We start from the raw sequence: 26,235 nt of genomic DNA, 5'->3' as shown, positions 1-26,235 counted from the left end.
CCGAGGAGATACCCGATGAGCTGGCTGGAACGATCGATCATGCACACGCGCGGCGTCGGCCGTGGCGACAGCGTCACCACGCACGAACTCACCGAGGCGCGGCAGGGCACCTTCCACTACACGATCGGGCCGTACTCGCAGCCGGTGATGACGGTCCGGCCCGGCGACCGCATCGTGGTGGAGACGCGCGATGCCTTCGAGGGCAAGATCCGCTCCGAGCAGGACCTGCCCTCGAAGGTGCTGACGATGCCCTTCGTCAACCCGCAGAACGGGCCCATCCTGATCGAGGGCGCCGAGCCCGGCGACGCGCTGGCCGTGCACATCGAGTCGATGGCCCCGCGCGGCGACAACCCGCGCGGCACCTGCTGCATGATCCCGGACTTCGGCGCCCTGAGCGGCACCGCCTTCACCGCGCTGCTCAACGAGCCGCTGCCGGAGAAGGTGCGCAAGATCGACGTCGACGAGCAGGGCGTCTACTGGAGCCGGCGCGTCACGCTGCCCTACCGGCCGCACATCGGCACGCTGAGCTGCTCGCCGCAGCTCGACTCGATCAACAGCCTCACGCCCGACCAGCACGGCGGCAACATGGACCTGCCCGACATGGGCCCCGGCAGCATCACCTACCTGCCGGTGTGGACGCCCGGCGCGCGGCTGTTCATCGGCGACGCGCACGCCTGCCAGGGCGACGGCGAGGTCTGCGGCACGGCGGTCGAGTACCCCAGCCTCACGACCATCCGCGTCGACCTCGTCAAGGGCTGGACGCTGGCTTGGCCGCGCCTGGAGACCGAACGCATGATCATGGCCATCGGCAGCGCCCGGCCGCTGGAGGACGCGACGCGCATCGCCTACAAGGAGCTGATCCTGTGGATGGAGGCCGAGTACGGCTACGACCGCTGGGACGCCTACATGATGCTCAGCCAGTGCGGCAGGGTGCGCCTGGGCAACTTCGTCGACCCGAAGTACACCGTGGGCGCGGGCATCGACAAGACCTACCTGGCACCGGCGCCGGACTGACGGGCGCTGGGCCGCCGGCGTCCCGCCTCAGCCGGCGAAGAGCCTGGCCGGCCCGGTGACGAGCCAGGGGAACAGCACCATGAGGAACATGACGGCGAACTCCGCGAGCATGAAGGGCAGGACCCCCCGCGTGACGTCGTCCATGCGCATGCGCCCGACGCCGGCGACCACGTTGAGCACCGTGCCCACCGGCGGGGTGACCAGGCCGATCGAGTTGTTGATGATGAACATCACGCCGAAGTAGACCGGGTCGATGCCCGCGGCGGCGACCACCGGCATGAGCACCGGCGTGAGGATCAGGATGGTGGGGGTCATGTCCATGGCCGTGCCCACCACCATCACCAGCACCATGATGGCCAGCATCAGCAGGATCTTGTTGTCCATCACCGGCTGGAGCAGCGCGATGACCTTGGAGGGCAGGTCGGCCACCGTGATGAGCCAGGCGCTGACCATGGCCGCGGCGATGAGGAACATCACGACGGCGCTGGTCTTGGCCGCGCCCACGAAGACGCCGTAGAGGTCGCGCCAGCCCAGCTCGCGGTAGACCGCGGTGGAGACGAACAGCGCGTAGACCGCCGCCACCACCGCCGCCTCGGTGGGCGTGAAGACGCCCATGCGCAGGCCCACCAGGATGATCACCGGCAGCAGCAGCGCCCACAGCGCGTCGCGGAAGGCCCTGGCGATCTCGGCGCCGGACTTGCGCGGCGGCGCGGCGATGCGCTCGCGGCGCACCAGCCAGGCCCAGGTGACCCACAGCGCGCCGCCGATGAGCAGGCCCGGCACGATCGCCGCGAGGAACAGCTTGGAGATCGACACGTTGGCCGCCACGCCGAAGATGACCAGACCGATGCTCGGCGGGATCACCGGGCCGATCACGCCGGTCGCGGCGATGAGGCCGGCCGCGCGCGGCTTGTCGTGGCCGGCCTTGACCATCATGGGCAGCAGCAGCGCGGTGAGCGCGGCCGCGTCGGCCACGGCCGAGCCCGACAGCGCCGAGAGCAGGCACCCGGCCATGATGGTGACGTAGCCCAGGCCGCCCTTGACGTGGCCCACCAGGGCCAGGGCGAAGTCCACGATGCGCCGCGACAGCCCGCCCACGTTCATGATCTCCCCGGCGAGCATGAAGAACGGCACGGCCAGCAGCGGGAAGCTGTCGGCCCCGCCGATGAGGTTCTGCGCCAGGATCTGCGGATCGAACAGGTCCAGGTGCCACATCAGCGCCACCCCGCTGGCCAGCAGCGAGAACGCGATGGGGATGCCCAGCGCCATGGCCGCGAGGAGCGCGCCGACGAAGACGAGGATGGTCATGGCAGCTTCCCCGGCGCGGCGGCGCGGGTCCCGGAGGGGTCGGTGGGTTCAGGGGGTCCAGGGGGTTCGGCGGACGCCCGCCCCAGGATCTCGCGCAGCTGCACGGCCTCCTCGGACTCCTGGACCATCACCAGGTCGGCCTCGGCGAGGCGCCCGGTGAGCAGGCGCGCGAGGTCGAGCACCAGCAGGGCCGCGGCCAGGACGGCGAAGACGACGGCCGCCGCGTAGACGATCGCCATGGAGGCGCCGGTGGTGGGCGCCTGGACGTCCCAGTTGATGCGCGCCTGCGCGACGCTGCCCTGCAGCAGCAGCCACACGATGTAGAGCATCACGAGGTGGCCGATGGCCAGGCACGCCTTCTTGCCCGCCGGGGGCAGGCGCTGGACCACCATGTCCACCCCCAGGTGGGCGTGCTCGCGCAGGGCCACCACCGCGCCGAGGAAGGTCATCCAGATGAACAGCCAGCGCGAGACCTCCTCGGACAGCGTGATGCCGGAGTTGAAGCCGTAGCGCAGCACGACGTTGCCGAACACCAGCACCACCATCACCGCCAGCATGAGGGCGATCACGCCCTCGATCGCCCGGCACGCGCCGTCCACCCATCGGTTCATGCGTCTTCCTTGTTCGACGGCGCTCAGCGCTCGCTCGCCCGGAGCGTCTCCACCAGGGCGCGCAGGGCCGCCAGGTAGGACACCGGCCCCAGGCCCTGGATGGTGGCCTTCACGGCCGGCGAGATGATCGAGTGGGCGCGCCAGGCCTCGCGCGCGGCGATGTTGGACATGTGCACCTCGATGGTGGGAAAGGGCATCGCCTTGATCGCGTCGTGCAGCGGCACGCCGTGCTGGGTCAGGCCCGCGGGATTGACCAGCGCGCCCTGGGCCGAGTCGATGTGCTGGTGCAGGAAATCCACCAGCGCGCCCTCGTGGTTGGACTGCAGCGTGAGCAGCTCGACGCCGAGCTCGCCGGCCAGGCCCGCCAGGCGCTCGTCGATCTGCGCGAGCGTCGTGTGGCCGTAGATGTGCGGCTCGCGGCGTCCGAACAGGTTCAGGTTCGGGCCGTGGAGGACGAGGATTCGCATGGGGGTGGCTCCAGGGCTGTTCATTTGCGGATCCGTGCGAGTTCGTCGTTGTAGAGCTTGACGAGCGACGGGTCGTAGCTGGCCGCGAACTTGTCGGTCACCGGCTTGACGAGCTGGCGCATGCGGGCCTGCTCGGCCGGCGCCACCTCGTTGTACTGCATGCCCTTGGCCTGGAGGTCGCCCACCGACCGCTGCGCCGCCGCGCGGCTGACCTGGCGCTGGTAGCCGCGCGCCTCGTCGGCGGCGTCGCGCATCATCTTCTGCTCGGGCGGCGACAGGCCGTCCCAGAACTTCTTGCTCACCAGCACGATGTTGGCGGCATAGACGTGGTTGGTCGCGCTGACGAACTTCTGCACCTCGAAGAACTTGTTCGACAGGATGACCGAGTAGGGGTTCTCCTGGCCGTCGACGGCCTTGGCCTCCAGCGCGCCGTACAGCTCGGCGAACGGCATCGGCACGGGATTGGCCTTGAAGGTCCGGAAGGTCTCCAGGAAGACCGGGTTGGGGATGACGCGGACCTTCAGCCCGTCGAGGTCCTCGGCCCGCGCGATCGGGCGCTTGCTGTTGGTGACGTTGCGGAAACCCAGGTCCCAGTAGCCCAGCGCGACCAGGCCCTTGTCGGACAGCCTGGCGATGAGCGCCTGGCCGAGCGGCCCGTCGAGCAGGGCGTCGGCCTGCTCGAAGGTGGCGACGGCGAACGGGAAGTCGACCAGGCCGAATTCCTTCACGATGCCCGCCAGCGAGGTCGTCGCCGGCGCCGACATCTGCTGGACGCCGCCCTGCAGGGCCGACTGCTGCTGCATCTCGTTGCCCAGCTGCGAGGCCGGGAATTCCTGCACCTTCATGCGCCCGCCGCTCTTGGTGGCGAGCAGTTCGGCGAAGCGCTTGACGCCGAAGCTCACCGGATGGTCGGCGTTGTTCAGGTGGCCGAAGCGGATGACGCGCTCCTGGGCCTGCTGGGCGAGCGCCGGCCAGGCCAGCAGGGTCGACATGCCGGCGATCGCCAGTGAGCGAAGGATGGTTCTCATGGATGGGTCCTCTCGGGTCGGGCAGTGCGGCGGCGGATGCCACCGGTGCCGGGAATCGTAGAAACAAGTGGAAAAAGTTTCCATAGTGGAAACCCTCTGCGGACTTTGCTACAGTCCCGGCAGGCTTCACGCGTCGTCCCGTGGCGGCCGCGCGGCCACGGATGCCCGGACCCGGCGAAACCAACCCCACCCACCCCGATGAGCACGATCCTCGAACGCAGCTTCAAAGTCCTCGAACACCTCGCCACCTGCCCGGAGGGGGTGCCGCTGTCGACCCTGGCCACCGAGCTGGACATGCCGCTGAGCGCCACGCACCGGCTGCTGGCCGAGCTGGTGCGCTGCGGCTACGTGCGCCAGCACCAGAACCACAGCGACTACCTGCTGACGATCAAGCTGGTCTCGCTCGGCCTGAGCTTCCTGAGCGCGAGCGGCATCGTCGACATCGCGCAGCCGCCGCTGGACCGCCTGGCCGCCGAGTCGCAGGAGCTGGTCCGGCTGGGCATCGTCGATGGCGACCAGCTGATCTTCGTGGCCAAGGCGCAGGGCGCGACGCGCGGCCTGCGCTACGACCCCGACATGGGCCTCTCGGTCAACCTGTCGTGCAGTTCCGCCGGCCATGCCTGGCTCTCGACCATGAGCGACGAGCGGGCCCTGGAGCTGGTGTCGCGCCAGGGCTTCGGCACGCCCAAGGAGTTCGGGCCGCGCGCGGTCACGTCGGTGAAGGCGCTGCTGGCCTGCCTGAAGGCCACGCGCCAGCGCGGCTTCAGCATGATCGTGGAGGTCTTCGCCCCCGCCATGACGGCCATGGCGGCGCCGGTGCGCAACAGCGCCGGCACGGTGATCGGGGTGGTGACGATCGCCGGGCCGCTGGCCCGGCTCACCGAGGAGCGCATGGTGGCCCTGGGCCCGGCGCTGCTGGCGTCGACCGAGCAGCTGGCGCTGGCCAGCGGCGCCTCCACGCTGCTCAAGCGCCGCGCGGCCTGAGGCCGCTCCCGGCTCAGTACACCACGATCTTTCCGGTCGACCGGGGGCTGTGGCAGTCGTTGTAGAAGTATTCGCCGGGCTTGTTGAACGTGTGCTTGGCGGAGGTGCCGGGGGCCAGCCTGAAGTTGTATTCGCCCTCGAAGAACTGCGTGGCGCAGCGCGTGTTGGCGTTGCCGGCCGGGTTGGCGAAGGTCACGGTGGTGTTGACCGGCACCCGCATCCAGGTCGGCGTCATGGCGTTGATGGCGCTCGACTCCGCCGCGCCGGGCTGGTTGGCCGCGGTCTGCACGCGTCCCAGGAACACCGTGTTGGGCGTCGGCAGGGCCGCGCCTTCCACCGCCGTGCCCGAGACCGGGCGCCGCACCACGGGCGCCGGTGGCGTGGCCGCCGGCGGCACCGTGCCGCCGACCTTGAAGGCCCACAGGTGGTCGCCCCGGGTGGCCGAATCGCCGTACGGGATGCTGGTGCCGCCGGCATACACCGCGATGTACTGCTGGCCGTCGATCTCGTAGGTCACCGGGCTGGCGCTGATGGCCGCGCCGGTCTGGAAGCGCCAGAGCTCCTTGCCGTCGTCGCCGTCCATGGCCAGCAGGTTGCCGTCGGGCTGGCCGATGAACAGCAGCCCCGAGCCGGTGGTCAGGATGCCGTTGCCGTGGGCCAGGGAGTAGGGCATGGCCTTCTTCCACTTGACCAGGTTGGTGGCCGGATCGACGGCGACGACGCCGCCCGTCATGTAGGCGCCGGGCGGGCGCAGGCCGTTGCTGGCCTCGGTCAGCGAATGCGCCGCCGCGACATAGCCGGTGCCGGTGTAGACCAGGCCCGTGAACGGGCTGAAGGACTGGTGGTTCCAGTTGGCGCCGCCGCCGTGGCCGGGCGCCGACAGCAGCGGGATGTCCCAGTGCGGGTCGTAGAGGCAGCCGGCGACGTAGTTGGGCACGGCCCGGTTCGGGTCGCCCGGGGCCGCCGTGCCCAGCGGCTGGTCGACCATGCAGGTGGCCGTCCAGGCGCCCTGGCGCGGGATCGGCTGGGTCGGCCAGGTCGCCTGGCGGGCGTCCTGCTTGACCGGGACCTCGTCGATGCCCAGCGGCGCGGTGCCGTCCTTGCGGTCGAGGATGTAGTACATGCCGGTCTTGCTGCCGTAGATGACCACCTTGCGGTCGCGGCCCTGGATCCTGACGTCGGCCAGCACCGGCGCCATGACGTTGTCCATGTCCCAGATGTCGTGGTGCACCGACTGGAAGTGCCACTTGTAGGCGCCGGTCTTCAGGTCGAGGGCGACGATCGAGTTGGCGAACAGGTTGAGGCCGGGGCGCGAGGAGCCGTCCTGCGAGGAGCCGCCGCGCGTGTTGCCGAAGGTCCAGTAGACCAGGCCGAGTTCCGGGTCGACGGCCGGGTGGATCCAGGGCGTCGCGCCGGTGCGGTTGGCCTCCGACGCGTTGCCCCAGGTCTCGTGGCCCATCTCGCCCTGGCGCGGCACGCCCCAGAACGCCGTCAGCACGTCGCCGTTGGTCGCATCGGCCGAGAACGCGGCGCCGCGGTTGCCGTCGTTGGTGCCGATGTACAGGCGCCGGTCGTGATAGACCAGGGCCACCTTCTGCACCGCGCCGACGAAGTTGGCCTCGCTCGCGCCCGGGTACTGCTTGGTCCACGCGACTTCGCCGGTGTCGGTGCGCAGCGCGATCAGCCGGTTGCCCCCGGCCAGGGTGTAGACCAGGCCCAGGTCCTTGGCGACGGCCACGCCGCGACGCGTGACCACGCCGTGCGGCGTCGTCCACTTCCACTTCGTCACGCCGGTCCTGCCGTCGACGGCGATGACGTTGCCCAGCGCCGATTCGATGTAGATCACGCCGTCGACCACCACCGTGGTGCTCTGGTTGGTGCCCGTGGTCAGGCCGCCCTCGATGCGGTTGACCCAGGCGCCACCCAGCTGGCCGATCTGCTCGCGCGTGACCTGCTTGAGGCTGGAGTAGTTCTGGTTGCCCAGGTTGCCGCCCACCTTGGGGAAGTCCCTGTCGCCCGCGGTGCAGCAGTCCTTCAGGGTCGCGGCCACGGCCGGCGTCGGCTGCGGGACCGGGGTCGTCGTGGCCGGCGGCGCGGTGCCGCCGCCGGCGCTCGCGCCGTTGTCGTCGCTGCCGCCGCAGCCGTGCAGGAGCAGGGGCACGGCGATCGCGCCGCAGGACAGCAGCAGGGCTGCGAGGGGTCTGAGTGTCATGACGTTCTTTCGTTGGGACGTGGCATGGACGCGCGCGGGCGTCATTCGGCGGTGCAGAAGGGGATCAGGCCCATCGCGGACTTGACGCCCTGGACGACCAGGCGCTGGAACGCCTCCGCGCCCGGGCCGCTGAGGTCGGCGGCGAACGAATGCGTGTTGTGTCCGAGGGTGGACAGCCAGGCGCGGCCGCCGTCGTAGTACTGGCACCACGCCACCGGATGGAAGCCGGCGTGGCCGGGGTGCGGCGCCGCCGTGAGCGGGCGCAGGGTGCCGGTGTCGACCTTCGCGAGGAACTTCACGTTGGTCGGGAACGGCGTCAGGTTGTACCACTCGTCCTGGAAGTCGAAGCGCGCCGGCACGCCCTCGGTCGAGGCGTCCTTGCCGATGAGTTCGACCGTGCCCGCGCGGTTGGGTGCGTGGTTGTAGAAGTTGGCGTTGCCCAGCAGGCCCTCGTAGTAGGGCCAGTTGTATTCGGCGCCGAAGGCGTTGTGCAGCCCGACGAAGCCGCCGCCGCGCCGCATGTAGTTGCGCAGCGCGGTGCGGGCGGCGTCGTTGCTGGTCGCGACCTCGCTGTTCCAGAGCGTGTCGCGGTTGGAACTGGCGAAGACGATCGCCTTGTAGTTGTTGATGCGGCTGCCCAGGACGGCCACGTCCTCGGTCCAGTCGACCGCGATGCCCGCCGCCTCCAGCATCCGCTTGAGTCCGGCCTGCATGGCGTTGTCGGCGTTCATCACCGGGTTCAACCCCGGCCCCATCGGCGTGCCGAGGTTGGCGTGGCGCGGACCGGCGGTGCGCGAATACACCAGCACCCGGTTGGGCGTGGTGGCGAACGCGCCCCAGTCGTTGTAGCACTTCGGGTCGGTGCCCCGGCAGACGTTGTAGTAGACGTCGAAGCTCTTGTCGGCGGGGGTGGTCGGCGTCGTCGCCGGCGGCGTGGCCACGGGCGTGGCGGCGGCGACGGGGGGCGTCGCCGCCGGCGCCGTCCCGGCCGGGGCGCCGGCGGTGTCGTCGCCTCCTCCGCCTCCGCAGGCGGCGATCACCAGCGCCAGGGCGCTGGTCGATGCGAATCTCAAGGCGAACGTGTGGGCGGGTTTCAAGGGAGTCTCCTTTGCGAATGGATGGCGCGCTCGTCGCAGGATCGGTGTCTCGCCAGCGACGACGGCCGCACGCTTCCTGCGTCTGGGCCGGCCGCAGCCCGCGCCGGACGCGCCGGCGGCGGGGTGGACCGGCCGGACGCCATCCTAGCAATGGGTGGAAAGAGTTTTCACTATGGAAATCCCTTCCAAAATAGACGCTCGGAGGATCTCGCAGCCCGCCATGGCTGTGGTAGCCCCGGCGCTCGATCGTCGGCACACTCGGGTGTCCTCCACCCCGGCGCCACGGCGCTCACCGCGACGCTCGCCCCATGCAGGTCATCCTCGATTTCATCAACAACCTGCTGCAGCTGCTGCGTTTCCTGCTCTGAGCCGACGACCCCGGGCGGGCGCGGGCCGCGCCGGGCCTCAGCGCGCCGTCGGGCTGCGCGCCAGCAGCGTCGCCAGGCGGTTGTGACGCTCCACCAGCGGGCCCAGGTCGAGCGTCGCGAGCCGGCCCTCGCGCACCACCACGCGCCCGTCGACCACCGTGAAGGCGGCCTGCGGGCTCGCGCACAGCAGCAGGGCGGCGACGGGGTCGTGCACCGCGCCGCCGGCGAAGCCGAGCGTGTCGAGGTCGAACAGCGCCAGGTCGGCGCACCGGCCGGGCACGAGCTGGCCGATGTCGGCGCGGCCGAGCACCTCGGCGCCGCCGCGCGTGGCCAGGGCCAGGGCGTCGCGCGCGGTCATCTCGGCCGGACCGTGGTCGCAACCGAAGGGTTCGAGCGCGCGCCCGACGCGCGCCAGCAGCAAGGCCTGGCGGGCCTCGCCCACCATCTGCGCGCCGTCGTTGCTGGCGCTGCCGTCCACGCCCAGGCCGACCGGCACGCCGGCGTCGAGCATGCGGCGGACCGGCGCGATGCCCGAGGCCAGGCGCATGTTGCTGCACGGGCAGTGCGCGACGCCGGTGCGGGTGCGCGCGAACAGCGCGATGGCGTCGGCGTCGAGCTTCACGCAGTGCGCGTGCCAGACGTCGGGGCCGACCCAGCCCAGGTCCTGCGCGTACTCGGCCGGCGTGCGGCCGAACTTCTCCCGGCTGTAGGCGACGTCGTGGTCGTTCTCCGCCAGGTGCGTGTGCAGCCGCACCCCCTGGCCCTTGAAGGAGCGCGCCAGCGCGGCCGACTCGCGCATCAGGTCGCGGCTGACGCTGAAGGGCGAGCACGGCGCCACCGCCACCTGCGTCATGGCGCCGTGCGAGGCGTCGTGCCAGGTCTCGATCAGGCGCCGCGTGTCGCGCAGGATGGCGTCCTCGCGCTCGACCACGGCGTCCGGCGGCAGGCCACCCTGGGACTGCCCGACGCTCATGCTGCCGCGCGTGGCGACGAAGCGCATGCCGATCTCGCGCGCCGCCTCGATGCTGTCGTCCAGGCGCACGCCGTCGGGATAGATGTAGAGGTGGTCGCTGCTGGTGGTGCAGCCCGCGAGCAGCAGCTCGGCCATGGCCACCTGGGTCGACACCCGCACCATCTCCGGCGTCAGCCCGGCCCAGATCGGATAGAGGCCGCGCAGCCACGAGAACAGCTCGGCGTCCTGCACGGCCGGAATGGCGCGCGTGAGCGACTGGTACATGTGGTGGTGGGTGTTCACCAGCCCCGGCACCACCAGGTGGCCGCGGGCGTCGATCACCTCGTCGGCGGTCTGCGGCAGGTCGGCGGCGGGGCCGACGGCCTCGATGCGGCGGTCGCGCACCAGGACCGACGCGTCGGACAGTTCGGTGCGGGCGTCGTCGAAGGTCGCCAGGCGGCGGGCGTTGCGGATCAGGAGCGTGGTCATGACGCGAGAATAGAAGACTGGAGACACGAAACCAATGACCTCGCCGCATCATCCGAATCCTTCGTCTTCCCCGGCCGCCACGGCCGCCACGGCGCCCGACGCGCACACCGCGCCGCGCGAATTCCTCGAACACCTCTACCGCGTCGCCGTCGAGCGCGCCCTGCCGCTGGCCAGCCTGGGCGCGCACCTGCCGCCGCCGCCCAGGGGACGCACGCTGGTGCTGGGCGCGGGCAAGGCGGGCGGCTCGATGGCGCAGGCGCTCGAGGCGCTCTGGCCGGCCGACGCGCCGCTGTCGGGCCTGGTGGTCACGCGCTACGACCACATCCCGCCGCGCCCCGCGGGGCTGCCCGCGCGCATCGAGCTCGTGGAGGCCGCCCATCCGGTGCCCGACGCGGCCGGCATGGCGGCGGCCGAGCGCATCCTCGCGCTGACCGCGGGCCTGACGGCCGACGACCTGGTGCTGTGCCTGATCTCCGGCGGCGGCTCGTCGCTGCTGACCCTGCCGGCCGAGGGCCTGACGCTGGCCGACAAGCAGCGCATCAACAAGGAACTGCTGGCCAGCGGCGCCCACATCGGCGAGATGAACTGCGTGCGCAAGCACCTCTCGCGCATCAAGGGCGGCCGGCTCGCCGCCGCCTGCGCGCCGGCGCGGGTCGTCACGCTGACCATCAGCGACGTGCCGGGCGACGACCCGGGCGTCATCGCCAGCGGCCCGACCGTGCCCGACGCCACCACCTGCGCCGACGCGCTGGCGATCCTCGAGCGCTACCGCATCGAGGTGCCGGCCGCCGTCCGCGCGCGGCTCGCGGACGGTTCGCTGGAGACGCCCAAGCCCGGCGACGCCGTGTTCGCCGGCCACGCGACGCACGTCATCGCCGCGCCGCAGCAGTCGCTCGACGCCGCCGCCGCCGCCGCGCGCGCCGCCGGCTTCGCCGCGCACGTGCTCAGCGACGAGATCGAGGGCGAGTCGCGCGAGGTCGGCAAGGTGCTGGGCGCGCTGGCGCGCGCGGTGGCGCGGCACGGCGCGCCGTTCCAGCGGCCCTGCGTGATCCTCTCCGGCGGGGAGACGACGGTCACGATCCGGCCGCGCCAGCCCGGCCAGGCCCGGGGGCGGGGCGGGCGCGCGGGCGAGTTCTGCCTCGGCCTGGCCGGCGCGCTGGCGGGCCAGCCGGGGGTGTGGGCACTGGCCGCCGACACCGACGGCATCGACGGCATCGAGGACAACGCCGGCGCCTTCGTCGCGCCCGACACCCTCGCGCGCGCCGAGGCCGCCGGCCGCAAGCTGGCCGACCACCTCGACCGCAACGACGCCTACGGCTACTTCGACGCCCTGGGCGACCTGCTGGTGACCGGGCCGACGCACACCAACGTCAACGATTTCCGGGCGCTGCTGGTCCTGTAGGCGGCCCGGCCGTCGCCGGGGAGGGCGCGGCGTCCGGTCGGCTGGCGTTCAGGTGCGCCGGCCAGCGTCGCGCCATGAAGAAACTCATCCTGTCCTTCCTGCGCCACGTCGGGCCCGGCGTCGTCACCGGTGCGGCCGACGACGATCCGTCGGGCATCGCCACCTACACCCAGGCCGGCGCGCAGTTCGGCACCGGGCTGCTGTGGACGGTGTTCCTGTCGCTGCCCTTCATGATCGCCATCCAGATGGTGTCGGCGCGCATCGGTCGCGTCACCGGCAAGGGCGTGGCCGCCAACCTGCGCGACCATCTGCCGCGCTGGCTGCTGGTGACGCTGGTCGGCCTGCTGGTGGTGGCCAACACCATCAACATCGCCGCCGACATCGCGGCCAGCACTTCCACTCGCTGGTCTTCGGCGTCGTGACGGTACTGCTGCAGGTGTTCGTGCCCTACCGGCGGCTCGCGCACGTGCTCAAGTGGCTCACGCTGACCCTGTTCGCCTACGTGGCGGCGGTCTTCTCGGTGAAGGTGCCGTGGGGCCGGGTGCTGCACGACCTGGTGGTGCCGCAGCGCCAGTGGACCGGCGACCACTGGACGATGGTCGTGGCGCTGCTGGGCACCACCATCTCGCCCTACCTGTTCTTCTGGCAGGCCTCCCGGGAAGTCGAGGAACTGCGCCAGAAGGGCGGGGCGCGTGGCACCGACGCGGTGGTGCGCGCCGACCTGCGGCGCGTGAAGATCGACACCTGGAGCGGGATGATCTTCTCCAACCTGATCGCCTTCTTCGTGATGGTGACGGGCGCGGCGGCGCTGTACGCGGCGGGCGTCCACGACGTGACCTCGGCGGCGCAGGCGGCCCAGGCGCTGCGCCCGCTGGCCGGGGACCTCGCGTTCTGGCTGTTCGGCGGCGGCATCGTCGCCACGGGGCTGCTGGCCGTGCCGGTGCCGGCCTCGTCGGCGGCCTACGCGGTGGCCGAGGCCTTCGGCTGGGCGGAAGGGCTGGAGCGCCACTGGCGCGAGGCGAAGCGGTTCTACGCCATCATCGCCATCGCCATCGCCATCGCCATCGCCACGCTGGCGGGCACGGCGCTGGACTTCACGCCGGTCGATCCGATGAAGGCGCTGTACGCGAGCGCGGTGGTCAACGGCGTGGTCGCCGTGCCGATCATGGCGGCCATGATGACGCTGGTGGCGCGCGAGCGCGTGACGGGCCGCTTCACCTCGAGCCGCCACACGCGCTGGCTCGGCTGGAGCGGCACCGCGCTGATGGGCGGCGCGGTCGTGATGATGGCGATCGACCTGTTTCGCTGACCTTCGGTGCGGACGATGCCGCGCGGCCCTGGCCCGACACTTGCTGCATGCGCGGCAGCGCACCTCGGACGTGCATACCGGCGCGGGCATACAGGCTATGGCCGGGGTCGTATGCCTGCAGGTCCCCATCGCCCTTAAGTTCCAGCATTCCCCGCCGCGTCCACGACGCGCGGCGCCATCCAGAACGAACGAACGCCCGCCACGATGACCCATCCCGCCGCCGCCACGCAGCCGGTCCGCTTCTTCCACCAGGGGCGGATCGTCGAAGTCACGGGTGTCCACCCGACCCGTTCGGTGCTCGACTGGCTGCGCGAGGACGCGCGCTGCACCGGCACCAAGGAAGGCTGCAACGAGGGCGACTGCGGCGCCTGCACGGTGGTGATCGGCGAGCTCGCGCCGGCGGCCGGCGCCATCGACGGCGGCGCCGCCACCGACGTGGTCGGCGGGCTGCGCCTGCAGACGGTCAACGCCTGCATCCAGTTCCTGCCGACGCTCCACGGCAAGGCGCTGTTCACCGTCGAGGACCTGAAGGGGCGGGCCGGCCGCACCGACGGCCCCGCGCGCGGGGACTCGTCGCACGAGAAGCATCCGGTGCAGCGCCTGCATCCGGTGCAGCAGGCGATGGTCGAGTGCCACGGCTCGCAGTGCGGCTTCTGCACGCCGGGCTTCGTGATGTCGCTGTGGTCGACCTACGAGCGCCACCAGGACGCCGGCACGCGGCCCACGCGCCAGGAGCTGGCCGACGACCTCTCGGGCAACCTCTGCCGCTGCACCGGCTACCGCCCGATCCTCGACGCCGGCCAGCGCATGTTCGACCTGCCGGCGGCGCCGCTGGACACCACGGCCGCCGTGGCGGCGCTCGCGCGCCTGAAGGCCGAGACGGACGCGGCCGCCGCGACGGCGGACGCCGCCGCCGCCGGCCTGCGCTACGCCGCCGCGCGCCACGGCCGCACCGACACCTTCCACGCCCCGGTCACGCTCGACGCGCTGGCCGCGCTGCGCGAGCGGCTGCCCACCGCGCAGCTGCTGGCCGGTTCGACCGACGTCGGGCTGTGGGTCAACAAGCAGTTCCGCGACCTGGGCGACATCGTCTACGTCGGCGGCGTCGAGGAGATGAAGCGCATCGGCGAGCGCGGCGCGGGCGAGGACGCCGAGCTCTACATCGGCGCCGGCGCCTCGCTGGAGGACGCCTTGCGCGCCCTGGTGCGGCGCGCGCCGGCGCTGGCCGACGTCTGGCTGCGCTTCGCCTCGCCGCCGATCCGGCACGCCGGCACGCTGGGGGGCAACGTCGCCAACGGCTCCCCCATCGGCGACACCCCGCCGGTGCTGATGGCGCTGGACGCCGAGGTCGAACTGCGGCGGGGGTCGCGCGTGCGCCGCCTGCGGCTCGACGCGTTCTACCTCGGCTACATGGTGAACCGGCTGGAGCCGGGCGAGTTCGTCCAGGGCATCGCCGTGCCGCTCGCGGCGCTGCGCCGCACCGTGCGGGCCTACAAGATCAGCAAGCGCTTCGACTGCGACATCTCCGCGCTGTGCGCGGGCTTCGCCATCGCGTTCGAGCCCGCCGGCGGCGCCGGCGACACCACGGGCGATCCGGTGGTCCAGGCCGTGCGATTCGCCTTCGGCGGCATGGCCGCGACGGTGAGCCGCGCCGCGCGGGCCGAGGCCGCGGTGGTCGGCCGGCCCTGGACGCCGGCCACGGTGGCCGCCGCCCAGGCCGCGCTGGCCGAGGATTTCAAGCCCCTGTCGGACCTGCGCGCCTCGGCCGCCTACCGCCTGAAGGTCGCGCAGAATCTGCTGCAGCGCCTGTGGCTGGAGACCCGCGCCACCGAGCCGCTGCCCGGCGCCGCCGTCAGCGTCTGGGACGCGATGCCGCACGCGCTGCCGGCGCCCGTCGCCCTTACCCGGAGCCAGCCATGAACAAGCCCGTCGACACCGCCTTCCTCCAGCCGGCCACCGCCTTCGCCGACTACCGCGCCAACACCGCCGCGCGCATCGACGAGGGCGCCGAGGCGCGCTCGCGCGAGGCCGGCGCGCGCGTGGGCATCAGCCGGCCGCACGAGTCGGCCGCGCTGCACGTCGCGGGCGAGGCCGCCTACGTGGACGACCTGCCCGAACTCGCCGGCACGCTGCACTGCGCGCTGGGCCTGTCGCCGGTGGCGGCCGGGCGGCTGACGGCGCTGGACCTCGACGTCGTGCGTGCCCTGCCGGGGGTGGTGGCGGTGCTCTCGGCCGGGGACATCCCGGGCAGCAACGACTGCGGCTCGATCGTCCACGACGACCCGATCCTGTGCGACGGCGAGATCCGCTACCTGGGCCAGCCGGTGTTCGCCGTCGTCGCCCGCACGCGCGACGACGCCCGCCGCGCCGCCGCCCGGGCGAAGGACGTGATCGGCGTCGAGGCCGCCGCTGCGGTGCTCACGCCGCGCGCCGCCCACGCGCAGGGCGCCTACGTGGTGCCGCCGATGCACCTGGTGCGCAGCGCGGGCCTGGGCGACGAGGTCGACAACGCGCAGGCCGAGGCCGCCGTGCGCGCCGCCATCGCCGCGGCGCCGCACCGCCTGAAGGGCAGCTTCGACGTCGGCGGCCAGGAGCAGTTCTACCTGGAAGGGCAGATCAGCTACGCCATCCCCAAGGAGGGCGGCGGCATGCACGTGCACTGCTCGACCCAGCATCCCACCGAAATGCAGCACATGGTCGCGCACGCGCTGCACCTGCAGGCCAACGAGGTGCACGTTGAATGCCGGCGCATGGGCGGCGGCTTCGGGGGCAAGGAATCGCAGTCGGGCCTGTTCGCCTGCGTGGCGGCGGTGGCGGCGAACCTGCTGCGCCGTCCGGTCAAGCTGCGGCTCGACCGCGACGACGACTTCATGGTCACCGGCCGGCGCCACTGCTTCTGGTACGAGTACGAGGTCGGCCACGACGACGAGGGCCGCATCCTGGGCGCCGAGGTGTCGATGGTCTCGCGCGCCGGCCACTCGGCCGATCTCTCCGGCCCGGTGATGACGCGGGCGCTGTGCCACTTCGACAACGCCTACTGGCTGCCCGAAGTGGCGATCCACGGCTACTCCGGGCGCACGAACACGCAGAGCAACACGGCGTTCCGCGGCTTCGGCGGTCCGCAGGGCGCGATCGCGGTGGAGAACATCCTCGACACGGTCGCCCGCGCGCTCGGGCGCGATCCGCTCGACGTGCGGCGCGCGAACTTCTACGGCACGGACGAACGCAACGTCACGCCCTATGCCCAGACCGTGACCGACAACGTCATCCACGAACTGGTGGCCGAGCTGGAATCGACCAGCGACTACCGCGCGCGCCGCGCCGCCATCGCCGGGTTCAACGCGACGAGCCCGGTGCTCAAGCGCGGCATCGCGCTGTCGCCGCTGAAGTTCGGCATCTCCTTCAACGTGCCGCACTTCAACCAGGCCGGCGCGCTGGTGCACGTCTACAACGACGGCTCGATCCTCGTCAACCACGGCGGCACCGAGATGGGCCAGGGCCTGAACACCAAGGTGGCGCAGGTGGTGGCGCACGAACTGGGCGTGAGCTTCGAGCGCGTGCGCGTGACGGCCACCGACACCGCCAAGGTCGCCAACACCTCGGCCACGGCGGCCTCCACCGGCGCCGACCTGAACGGCAAGGCCGCGCAGGACGCCGCGCGCCAGGTGCGCGAGCGCCTGGCCGCGTGCGCCGCCGCGCGCCACGGCGGGAACGCCGGGGAGGTGCGCTTCGCCAACGACCAGGTCGAGGTCAACGGCCGCACGCTGGGCTTCGCGACGGTGGTGGGCGAGGCCTACCTCGACCGCGTGCAGCTGTGGTCCGACGGCTTCTACGCCACGCCCGGGCTGAGCTGGAACCGCGAGACGCTCAAGGGCCGGCCGTTCTTCTACTTCGCCTACGGCGCGGCGGTCAGCGAGGTGGTGGTGGACACGCTCACGGGCGAGTGGAAGCTGCTGCGCGCGGACATCCTGCAGGACGCCGGCCGCTCGCTCAACCCGGCCATCGACATCGGCCAGGTCGAGGGCGCCTTCATCCAGGGCATGGGCTGGCTCACCACCGAGGAGCTGGTCTGGCACCCGACGACCGGCCGGCTCGCCACGCACGCCCCGAGCACCTACAAGATCCCGACGGCCAACGACTGCCCGCCGGTGTTCAACGTGCGATTGTTCGACCGGCCCAACGCCGAGGATTCCATCCACCGCAGCAAGGCCGTGGGCGAGCCGCCGCTGCTGCTGCCGTTCTCCGTCTTCTTCGCCATCCGCGACGCCGTCTCGGCCGCCGGCGGCCACCGGGCCGACCCGCCGCTGCGCGCGCCGGCCACGGCCGAGGCGATCCTCGACGCCATCTCGGCCGTGCAATGAGCCCCACGGCCGCGCGCGCCTCGTGACAATGCGGGCATGGCCATGCGAGACCAGATTGCCTTCGACAAGATCGACCTGCACCTCATCCGGGTGCTGCACACGGTGCTGACCGAGCGCAGCGTCTCGCGCGCGGCGCTGCGCCTGGGCATGCACCAGCCGGCGGTCTCCGCCGCGCTCAAGCGCCTGCGCGAGCTCGCGGGCGATCCGCTGCTGGTGCGCTCGGGCGCCGGCATGGCCCCCACCGACGCGGCCCTGCGCATGATCGAGCCGGCCGCCAGCATCCTGCGCTCGGCCGAGGCGCTGTTCTCCGACGCGCGCGGCTTCGATCCGCAGACCGCCGCGCACGCCTTCCGCATCGCCGCGAGCGACTACCTCGATCCGCTGTTCCTGCCGCTGCTGGTGGCGCAGGTGAAGGCGCAGGCACCGCGCTGCGCCATCGAGATCCAGGCGCTGTCCTCGGAGGCGAACTACCACGCCAACCTGGCGATCGGCGACGTCGACGTGGTGATCGGCAACTGGCAGAAGCCGCCGGACGACCTGCACATGGCGCGCCTGTTCGAGGACGAGGTGGTGTCGCTGGTGGCCCACGGCCATCCGGCGGCGCGGCGCGGCTGGAGCGTCGCGCAGTGGCTCGATTCGGAGCACGTCGCACCCACGCCCACGCACCCCGGCGCGCGCGGCATCATCGACCAGATGCTCGACGCCCAGGGGCTGGAGCGCCGCATCGCCGCGCGCTGCGCGCACTTCGGGCTGATCCCGGACATGGTCGCCGCGAGCCTGCTGGTGCTGACCACCGGGCGCCAGTACTGCGAGCGCTTCGCGCAGCGGCTGCCGGTGCGCATCGTCGCCTGCCCGGTCGAGTTCCCGCGCCTCGTCTACTACCAGCTGTGGCACGAGCGCACGCACGCCTCGGCCGCCGCGCGCTGGCTGCGCGAACGCATCAAGGTGGTGGCCGCCTCGCTGCGCGCGGGCGCCCCGGACACCCCGCAGACCCCCATTCCAACAACGACGACAACGGCGCCGGTCACCCCGGCCGCGGCACAGGCATGAGCACCCACCCCACCTCCACCCCGCCCCCGGCCGCGACCCGGCTGCAGCTCGCCCACATCACCAAGCGCTACCCCTCGGTGGTGGCCAACAGCGACGTCTCCCTGGTCGTGCGACCCGGCGAGACGCACGCCGTGCTGGGCGAGAACGGCGCGGGCAAGTCCACGCTGATGAAGATCATCTACGGCGCGGTCAAGCCCGACGAGGGCAGCGTCGCGTTCAACGGGCGCGCCGTGGCCGTGCGCAATCCGCAGGAGGCGAGGGCGCTGGGCATCAGCATGGTGTTCCAGCACTTCAGCCTGTTCGACACCCTGACCGTGGCCGAGAACGTCTGGCTCGGGCTGGACAAGTCGCTCGCGCTGGCCGAGGTGGCGCGCCGCATCGAGGCCAAGGCCGGCGAGTACGGCCTGGACATCGAGCCCTCGCGCCCGGTGCACACGCTGTCGGTGGGCGAGATGCAGCGCGTGGAGATCATCCGCGCGCTGCTGACCGACCCGCAGCTGCTGATCCTCGACGAGCCGACCTCGGTGCTGACGCCGCAGGCCGTCGCACGGCTGTTCGTGGTGCTCAAGCAGCTGGCCGCCCAGGGCTGCAGCATCCTCTACATCAGCCACAAGCTCCACGAGATCCGGGAGCTGTGCACGGCCTGCACGGTGCTGCGCGGGGGCAAGGTCACGGGCGTGTGCGATCCGCGCGAGGAGAGCAACGCGTCGCTCTCGCGCCTGATGATCGGCGCCGAGCCGCCGCCGCTGGTGCACCGCCCGTCGCGGGCCGGCGCGGTGGCGCTGCGCGTGAACGCGCTGGCGCTCGCCCGCGAGGACCAGTTCGGCGTCGACCTCGAGGGCGTGTCGATGACGGTGCGCGCGGGCGAGGTGGTGGGCATCGCCGGGGTGTCGGGCAACGGCCAGAAGGAGCTGCTCCACGCGCTCTCGGGCGAGGACACGCGCGCCGAGCCGGCCATGATCGAGGTCTTCGGGCAGCCGGCGGCGCGCCTGCGGCCCCGCGAGCGGCGCGCGCTGGGCGTGCATTTCGTGCCGGAGGAACGCCTGGGCCGGGGCGCGGTGCCCTCGCTCGGGCTCGCGCACAACCTGCTGCTCACGCGCGGCGACGCGGTCGGCGCGGGCGGCTGGATCCGCACCGGCGCGCTCGCCGCGCAGGCGGTGGAGATCATCCGGCGCTTCAACGTGAAGGCCGGCGGGCCGGACTCGGCGGCGCGCTCGCTGTCGGGGGGCAACCTGCAGAAGTTCATCGTCGGGCGCGAGATCGACGCGCGTCCCAAGCTCTTCATCGTCTCGCAGCCGACCTGGGGCGTGGACGTCGGCGCGGCGGCGCTGATCCGCAACGAGATCCTGGCGCTGCGCGACGCCGGCTGCGCGGTGCTGGTGGTCAGCGAGGAGCTCGACGAGCTGTTCGACCTCAGCGACCGGCTGCACGTCATCGCCAAGGGCCGTCTGTCGCCTTCGGTGGACCGGGCCGACGCGACCGTGGCGCGCATCGGCGAATGGATGAGCGGACTGTGGGACACCCCCGCGAGCGCCACCGCCACCGCCGCCACGCCGGCCCGGGAGGCGACCCATGCTTAAGCTCGAACCCCGCCCGCAGCTCTCGCGCTTCTGGAGCTATGCCTCGCCGGTGCTGGCGCTGCTCGTCACGGTGGCCATCGGCACGGCGCTGTTCGCGCTGCTGGGCAAGGACCCGGTCAAGGGCCTGCTGGTGTTCTTCTGGGAGCCGATCAAGAGCGGCTACGCGCTGGGCGAGCTGATGGTCAAGGCGACCCCGCTGCTGATCATCGCGCTGGGCCTGGCGGTGTGCTTCCGCTCCAACATCTGGAACATCGGCGCCGAGGGGCAGTTCGTCTGCGGCGCGATCGCCGCCGGCGGCGTGGCGCTGCTGGCCGACAAGACCACCGGGCCGTGGATCGTCGTGGCCATCCTGCTCGCGGGCATCGCCGGGGGCATGGTCTGGGCCGGCATCGTCGCCTTCCTGCGCGACCGCTTCAACGCCAGCGAGATCCTGGTGAGCCTGATGCTGGTCTACGTGGCGACGCTGCTGCTGGGCTGGCTGGTCTACGGGCCCTGGAAGGACCCGCTGGGCTACAACTTCCCGCAGACCCGCAACTTCGACGCGGTCACGCAGATCCCGCGCCTGTTCAAGGGCTCGCGCGCCAGCATCGGCCTGCTGATCGCGCTGGCCGGCGCGGCGGCGCTGTGGGTGTTCCTGTTCCGCACGCGCGCGGGCTTCGCCCAGCAGGTGGGCGGGCTCGCGCCGGCGGCGGCGCGCTACGCGGGCTTCTCGGCGCGGCGCGCGGTGTGGGTCGCGCTGCTGACCTCGGGCGGCGCGGCCGGCCTGGCCGGCGGCCTCGAGGTCGCCGGGCCGATCGGCCAGCTCACGCCCTACGTGCCGGCGGGCTACGGCTTCGCGGCCATCATCGTGGCCTTCGTCGGGCGGCTGCACCCGGTGGGCATGGTCTTCTCGGCCGTGCTGATGAGCATGTTCTACATCGGCGGCGAACTCGCGCAGTCGCGCCTGGGGCTGCCCAAGTCGCTGACCGGCGTGTTCCAGGGGCTGCTGCTGTTCTCGCTGCTGGCCTGCGACACGCTGATCGCCTACCGCGTGCGGCGCAAGGCGCCGGCCGCGGCGCCCGCCGCCGTCCATCCGGGCGCGGGCGGCGCCTCCCTGCAGGCCGCCACCCCGCTGACGGCACCCGGCGCCGCGGGCACGGCGATCGCCACCGCCACCCAAGGAACCGTCTGATGGACAGCTACGCACTCCTCCTGGGCTCGTCCCTGGCCGCCGGCACCGTGCTCGCGCTCGCGGCGCTGGGCCTCCTGATCAACGAGAAGGCCGGCATCGTCAACCTCGGCGCCGAGGGGATGATGCTGTGCGCGGCCATCGCCGGCTTCGCCACGGTGTCGGTCACGCACAATCCGTGGCTGGGCTTCGTGGCCGGCATGGCCGCCGGCGCGGTGCTGGCGGCGGTCTTCGGCGTGCTGGTGATCTGGCTGAACACCAACCAGTACGCGACCGGGCTGGCGCTGAGCCTGTTCGGCGTCGGCTTCTCGGCCTTCGTGGGCATCAACTTCGTGCAGGCCAAGCTGCCCGCGAGCGTGTCGTACGCGCTGCCGGTGCTGGGCGACCTCCCGCTGGTCGGGCCGGCGCTGTTCCGCCATCACCCGATGGTCTACGCCGCGGTGGCGCTCACCGCCGCGCTGGTCTGGTTCCTCTACCGCACGCGCGCCGGGCTGGTGCTGCGTTCGGTGGGCGAGTCGCCCGAATCCTCGCACGCGCTGGGCTATCCGGTGCGCCGCATCCGCTTCATGGCGGTGGTGGCGGGCGGGGCGCTGTGCGGGCTGTCGGGGGCGTACCTGTCGACGGTCTACACCCCGCTGTGGGTCGAGGGCATGACCGCCGGGCGCGGCTGGATCGCCCTGGCGCTGACCACCTTCGCCACCTGGCGGCCGGTGCGGGTGCTGCTGGGCGCCTACCTCTTCGGCGGGGTGTCGATGCTCGGCTTCCACCTGCAGAGCACCGGCGTGGACGTGCCCAGCCAGTTCCTGAGCATGCTGCAGTACATTGCCCCGATCGTGGTGCTGGCCCTGATCTCGCGCAACCCGGCGTTCATCCGCATCAACATGCCCGCATCGATCGGCAAGCCGTTCCATCCGGGGGCCTGAGCCACGTGTTCACGACCTGCCTGTTTCCTTCCTTCGCCAACCCCCGTCTCCCGAGGATCCTCCGTCCATGACCGAACTGAACAAGCGCTCCCTCCTCAAGCTCGCCGCCTTCTCGGCCGTCGCCTCCGCCGCCCTGGTGGGCTGCGGCAAGAAGGACGACGCGCCGGCCGCCGCCACCACGCCCGCGGCCCCGGCCGCCACCACCGCCGCCGCGCCGGCGGCCACGCCGGCCGCGCCGCTCAACATCGCCTTCGCCTATGTCGGTCCGGTGGGCGATGGGGGCTGGTCGTACGCGCACGACAACGCGCGCAAGGCGCTGGAGAAGGAATTCGGCGACCGCATCAAGACCAGCTTCGTGGAGAGCGTGCCCGAGTCGGCCGACGCCGAGCGCGTGTTCCGCGACCTCGTGGGCCAGGGCAACAAGCTGATCTTCGGCACCACCTTCGGCTACATGGAACCGATCCTGAAGGTGGCCAACGACAGCAAGGACGTGAAGTTCGAGCACGCCACGGGCTACAAGACGGCCGAGAACCTGCGCACCTACGACAGCCGCACCTACGAGGGCGCCTACCTCGCGGGCATCATCGCCGGGGGCATGACCAAGTCCAACACGCTGGGCGTGGTCGGCTCGGTGCCGATCCCCGAGGTGCTGCGCAACATCAACAGCTTCACCATGGGCGCGCAGTCGGTAAATCCGAAGGTCACGACCAAGGTGGTGTGGGTCAACGAGTGGTTCAGCCCGCCCAAGGAGACCGAGGCCGCCACGGCCCTCATCAACGGCGGCGCCGACGTGCTGTTCCAGAACACCGACTCGCCCGCCGTGCTCAAGACGGCGCAGGAGAAGGGCAAGCGCGCCTTCGGCTGGGACTCGGACATGACCGCCTACGGCCCCAAGGCGCACCTGGGCTCGGCCATCATCAACTGGGCTCCGTACTACATCAAGACGACGCAGGACGCGCTGGACGGCAAGTGGGCGACCGGGCGCAGCTGGTGGGGCGTGAAGGAGGGCGCGATCGACATCGTCTCCATCGCCGAGGACGTGCCCGCCGAGATCAAGACCAAGGTCGAGACCGTCAAGGCCGGCCTGAAGGACGGCAGCTTCTCGATCTGGAAGGGCCCGATCGTCGGCCAGGACGGCAAGGAACTGGTGGCCAAGGACACGGTCGCGGACGACCAGTTCCTCTCGGGCGTGGGCTTCTACGTCAAGGGCGTGGAAGGCAAGGTCCCAGGCAAGTAAGGCCCGTCCTCTGCGGGTGGCCCGCCGCTTCAGCCCTTCGGCCCGAGCCGGTCGATCAGCACCTCGCTGGCCAGGTTGAGCCCGATCACCTCCACGGTGCTGCCGTGCTTTCTCAGGCGCTCGACGACCTTGTCGAGCGCGGCGACGGCGGTGACGTCCCAGAAGTGGGCCTGGGACAGGTCGATGCGCACCGGGCGGCCGCCGGTGTCGCGGGTGTCGAAGGCGTCGACGAACACGTCGGCCGAGGCGAAGAAGACCTGGCCGCGCACGCGGTAGGTGCGCAGGCCCAGGATCGCGCCGGGCAGCGCGGCGGCCCCGGTGGTGTCGCGGTCGACGGCGGCGGTGATGTCGACCGTGACGTCGTCGTGCACCGCCACGTCGAGCAGCTGCGCGACCTTGAAGGTGAAGAACACGCCGCTGAGCATCACGCCCACGGCCACGCCGGCGGCGAGGTTGGCGGTGGCGACCGTGACGGCCACCGTCGTCGCCATCACGACGCTGGAGGTGCGCGGATGGCGCACCACGCCGCGCAGCGAGCCCCAGTCGAAGGTGGCGGCCGACACCATCACCATGATCGCCACCAGCGCCGCCACGGGCACCTGCGACACCCAGGGCCTGAGCACCACCATCAGGATCAGCAGGAACACGCCCGCGAACAGCGTGGAGAGCCGCCCGCGCCCGCCGTAGCGCACGTTGCTGACGGTCTGGCCGATCATTCCGCAGCCCGCGATGCCGCCGAAGAGGCCGGCCGCCACGTTGGCCAGGCCCAGTCCGGTGCATTCGCGGTTCTTGGAACTGGGCGTGTCGGTGAGTTCGTCGACCACGCTGGCGGTCATCATCGATTCGAGCAGGCCCACCATCGCGATGGCCAGCGCGGGCAGGGCGACCAGGCGCAGCGTCTCCAGCGTGAGGGGCACGTCGAGCCAAGCGAACACCGGCATCGCGTCGGGCAGCCGGCCGAGGTCGGCCACCGTCTTCACCGGCAGGTCCAGCCAGGAGGCGACGGCCGTCAGCACCACGATGCACACCAGCGGCGAGGGCACGGCCGTCGTCAGGCGCGGCAGCAGGTAGATGATCGCCAGGCCGGCGGCCAGCACCGCCCAGGTCGCGCCGTTCGCGCCCGCGAGGTGCGGCAGCTGCGCCGAGAAGATCAGGATCGCCAGGGCGTTGACGAAACCGGTGCGCACCGAGCTGGAGACGAAGCGCATCAGCGCCCCCATGCGCAGCAGCCCGAAGGCGATCTGCACCAGCCCGGCCAGCACGCCCGCGGCCAGCAGATAGCGCAGCCCGTGCGCCTGCACCAGCGGCGCGGCCACCAGGGCCACCGAGCCGGCCGCCGCCGAGATCATGGCCGGGCGACCGCCGGTGAACGCGATCACGATGCCGATGACGAAGGAGGCGAACAGGCCGACGGACGGGTCGACGCCGGCGACGAAGGAGAAGGCGATGACTTCGGGAATGAGGGCGAAGGTGGCGACGGCGCCGGCCATCAGTTCGCGCGGGATGGTGGTCGGACACCATTCGGCGCGCAGGCGGGAAAAATGCATGCGCCGATGGTAGGCGAGCCCACCCTGGCGGCCCCGTGGGAGGGTCGAAGGATTTAGAGTGCGCGCATGACCCGCCCCGCCTTCGACACCATCCCCCACGACTGCCTGCCCGACCTCCTGCGCGCCATGCCCAAGGCCGAGCTGCACATGCACATCGAGGGTTCGCTCGAGCCCGAGCTGATCTTCGCGCTCGCCCGGCGCAACGGCGTCGCGCTGCCCTACGCCGACGTCGAGGCCCTGCGCCGCGCCTACGCCTTCACCGACCTGCAGAGCTTCCTGGACATCTACTACGCCGGCGCCAGCGTGCTGCTGACCGAGCAGGATTTCCACGACATGGCCTGGGCCTACCTGGAGCGCGCCGCCGCCGACCACATCGTGCACACCGAGATGTTCTTCGACCCGCAGACCCACACCGCGCGCGGCGTGCCGATGGAGGCGGTGATCGACGGCCTGCACCGTGCCTGCGTCGAGGCGCGCGAGACCCTGGGCGTGAGCGCCACGCTGATCCTGTGCTTCCTGCGCCATCTGAGCGAGGAGGACGCCTTCGCCACCCTGGAGGCCGCGCTGCCGTTTCGCGACCGCTTCATCGGTGTCGGGCTCGATTCGAGCGAGGTCGGCCACCCGCCGGAGAAGTTCGCCCGCGTCTTCGCGCGCTGCCGCGCGCTGGGCCTGCGCCTGGTGGCCCATGCGGGCGAGGAGGGCCCGCCGGCCTATGTCTGGAGCGCGCTCGACGTGCTGAAGGTCGAACGCATCGACCACGGCGTGCAGAGCCCGAAGGACCCCGAGCTGATGCGCCGCCTGGCGCGCGACCGCATCCCGCTGACCGTGTGCCCGTTGTCGAACCTGAAGCTGTGCGTGTTCCCCGACCTGGCCGCGCACAACCTGCGCGAGCTGCTCGACGCCGGCCTCGTCGCCACGGTGAATTCCGACGACCCGGCCTACTTCGGCGGCTACATGAACGACAACTTCCTGCAGACCTTCGCCGCCACCGGCCTGACGGCACGCCACGCCTGGCAGCTCGCGGCCAACAGCTTCGAGGGCAGCTTCATCGACGAGGCGCAGCGCGCGGGCTACCTGCGGCGCCTGGACGACTGCTTCGCCGGCTTCGCCGTCGCGGCCTGAGAGGCG

The 26,235-nt window shown here is 71.8% G+C and carries 19 protein-coding genes and 1 pseudogene; 12 read left to right on the top strand and 8 right to left on the bottom strand.

Features of this window, described 5'->3' with window-relative positions; all coding sequences use genetic code 11:
• Positions 1–15 precede the first annotated feature (15 nt).
• Positions 16–1,014 carry an acetamidase/formamidase family protein gene (locus tag NF681_15660; protein UST53724.1) on the top strand — a complete coding sequence of 333 codons (999 nt, stop codon included), beginning with the start codon at positions 16–18 and terminating at the stop codon, positions 1,012–1,014.
• 27 nt (positions 1,015–1,041) lie between these two features.
• On the opposite strand, the gene NF681_15655 is transcribed toward NF681_15660, so the two are convergent.
• From NF681_15655 to NF681_15640, 4 genes are read right to left on the bottom strand one after another with little or no spacing between them, the layout of a single operon-like run.
• On the bottom strand, positions 1,042–2,322 hold the full coding sequence (locus tag NF681_15655; GenBank protein UST53723.1) for a TRAP transporter large permease subunit: 1,281 nt from the start codon (positions 2,320–2,322) through the stop codon (positions 1,042–1,044).
• Positions 2,319–2,933: a TRAP transporter small permease gene (locus NF681_15650; GenBank protein UST53722.1), complete on the bottom strand. Its 615-nt coding sequence runs from the start codon at positions 2,931–2,933 to the stop codon at positions 2,319–2,321. The genes NF681_15655 and NF681_15650 overlap by 4 nt, the downstream gene beginning before the upstream one ends.
• A gap of 23 nt (positions 2,934–2,956) precedes the next feature.
• The gene (locus NF681_15645; GenBank protein ID UST53721.1) at positions 2,957–3,400 is read right to left on the bottom strand and encodes a 3-dehydroquinate dehydratase; all 444 of its coding nucleotides are present in this window, start codon (positions 3,398–3,400) and stop codon (positions 2,957–2,959) included.
• Between the two features lie 20 nt (positions 3,401–3,420).
• Complete coding sequence (locus tag NF681_15640; protein UST53720.1) at positions 3,421–4,428, bottom strand: TRAP transporter substrate-binding protein; 1,008 nt, start codon at positions 4,426–4,428, stop codon at positions 3,421–3,423.
• Positions 4,429–4,626: 198 nt separating this feature from the next.
• Here NF681_15640 and NF681_15635 point away from each other — a divergent pair, with 198 nt between their 5' ends.
• Complete coding sequence (locus NF681_15635) at positions 4,627–5,412, top strand: IclR family transcriptional regulator (GenBank protein UST53719.1); 786 nt, start codon at positions 4,627–4,629, stop codon at positions 5,410–5,412.
• 13 nt (positions 5,413–5,425) lie between these two features.
• On the opposite strand, the gene NF681_15630 is transcribed toward NF681_15635, so the two are convergent.
• From NF681_15630 to NF681_15620, 3 genes are all read right to left on the bottom strand, one after another.
• Positions 5,426–7,624, bottom strand: a complete 2,199-nt coding sequence (locus NF681_15630) for a PQQ-binding-like beta-propeller repeat protein (protein ID UST53718.1) — start codon at positions 7,622–7,624, stop codon at positions 5,426–5,428.
• Between the two features lie 41 nt (positions 7,625–7,665).
• Positions 7,666–8,721: a ThuA domain-containing protein gene (locus tag NF681_15625; protein UST53717.1), complete on the bottom strand. Its 1,056-nt coding sequence runs from the start codon at positions 8,719–8,721 to the stop codon at positions 7,666–7,668.
• Between the two features lie 405 nt (positions 8,722–9,126).
• Positions 9,127–10,530, bottom strand: coding sequence for an 8-oxoguanine deaminase (locus tag NF681_15620; GenBank protein UST53716.1), 1,404 nt, complete (start codon positions 10,528–10,530; stop codon positions 9,127–9,129).
• Between the two features lie 34 nt (positions 10,531–10,564).
• Between NF681_15620 and NF681_15615 the strand changes: the two genes are divergently transcribed.
• From NF681_15615 to NF681_15575, 9 genes and pseudogenes are all read left to right on the top strand, one after another.
• Complete coding sequence (locus NF681_15615) at positions 10,565–11,932, top strand: glycerate kinase (GenBank protein UST53715.1); 1,368 nt, start codon at positions 10,565–10,567, stop codon at positions 11,930–11,932.
• 74 nt (positions 11,933–12,006) lie between these two features.
• A pseudogene (locus tag NF681_15610) lies at positions 12,007–13,241 on the top strand (divalent metal cation transporter).
• A 204-nt stretch (positions 13,242–13,445) separates the two neighbouring features.
• A complete protein-coding gene (gene xdhA / locus NF681_15605; protein ID UST53714.1) occupies positions 13,446–15,161 on the top strand; it encodes a xanthine dehydrogenase small subunit in 1,716 nt (571 codons plus the stop codon).
• A complete protein-coding gene (gene xdhB / locus NF681_15600) occupies positions 15,158–17,602 on the top strand; it encodes a xanthine dehydrogenase molybdopterin binding subunit (protein ID UST53713.1) in 2,445 nt (814 codons plus the stop codon). The genes xdhA and xdhB overlap by 4 nt, the downstream gene beginning before the upstream one ends.
• Positions 17,603–17,644: 42 nt before the next feature.
• Positions 17,645–18,652 (top strand): LysR family transcriptional regulator, encoded by a 1,008-nt coding sequence (locus tag NF681_15595; GenBank protein ID UST53712.1) that lies wholly within the window; start codon positions 17,645–17,647, stop codon positions 18,650–18,652.
• Entirely contained in the window at positions 18,649–20,232 is a 1,584-nt protein-coding gene (locus NF681_15590) for an ABC transporter ATP-binding protein (GenBank protein ID UST53711.1), read from the top strand. The genes NF681_15595 and NF681_15590 overlap by 4 nt, the downstream gene beginning before the upstream one ends.
• Positions 20,225–21,403, top strand: a complete 1,179-nt coding sequence (locus NF681_15585; GenBank protein ID UST53710.1) for an ABC transporter permease — start codon at positions 20,225–20,227, stop codon at positions 21,401–21,403. The genes NF681_15590 and NF681_15585 overlap by 8 nt, the downstream gene beginning before the upstream one ends.
• A complete protein-coding gene (locus NF681_15580; protein UST53709.1) occupies positions 21,403–22,323 on the top strand; it encodes an ABC transporter permease in 921 nt (306 codons plus the stop codon). Before NF681_15585 ends, NF681_15580 begins: the two co-directional genes overlap by 1 nt.
• Positions 22,324–22,390: 67 nt before the next feature.
• Entirely contained in the window at positions 22,391–23,560 is a 1,170-nt protein-coding gene (locus NF681_15575) for a BMP family ABC transporter substrate-binding protein (GenBank protein ID UST53708.1), read from the top strand.
• A gap of 29 nt (positions 23,561–23,589) precedes the next feature.
• Here NF681_15575 and NF681_15570 read toward each other — a convergent pair whose 3' ends face one another.
• Entirely contained in the window at positions 23,590–25,107 is a 1,518-nt protein-coding gene (locus tag NF681_15570) for a SulP family inorganic anion transporter (protein UST53707.1), read from the bottom strand.
• A gap of 66 nt (positions 25,108–25,173) precedes the next feature.
• Here NF681_15570 and NF681_15565 point away from each other — a divergent pair, with 66 nt between their 5' ends.
• Positions 25,174–26,229 carry an adenosine deaminase gene (locus NF681_15565; GenBank protein ID UST53706.1) on the top strand — a complete coding sequence of 352 codons (1,056 nt, stop codon included), beginning with the start codon at positions 25,174–25,176 and terminating at the stop codon, positions 26,227–26,229.
• Positions 26,230–26,235: the final 6 nt, after the last annotated feature.

It is taken from the genome of Comamonadaceae bacterium OTU4NAUVB1 (assembly GCA_024372625.1).
Lineage (GTDB): Bacteria > Pseudomonadota > Gammaproteobacteria > Burkholderiales > Burkholderiaceae_C > Variovorax.
The sequence above is the reverse complement of the archived record's forward strand: the minus strand, read 5'-3'. Positions and strand labels throughout refer to the sequence as shown.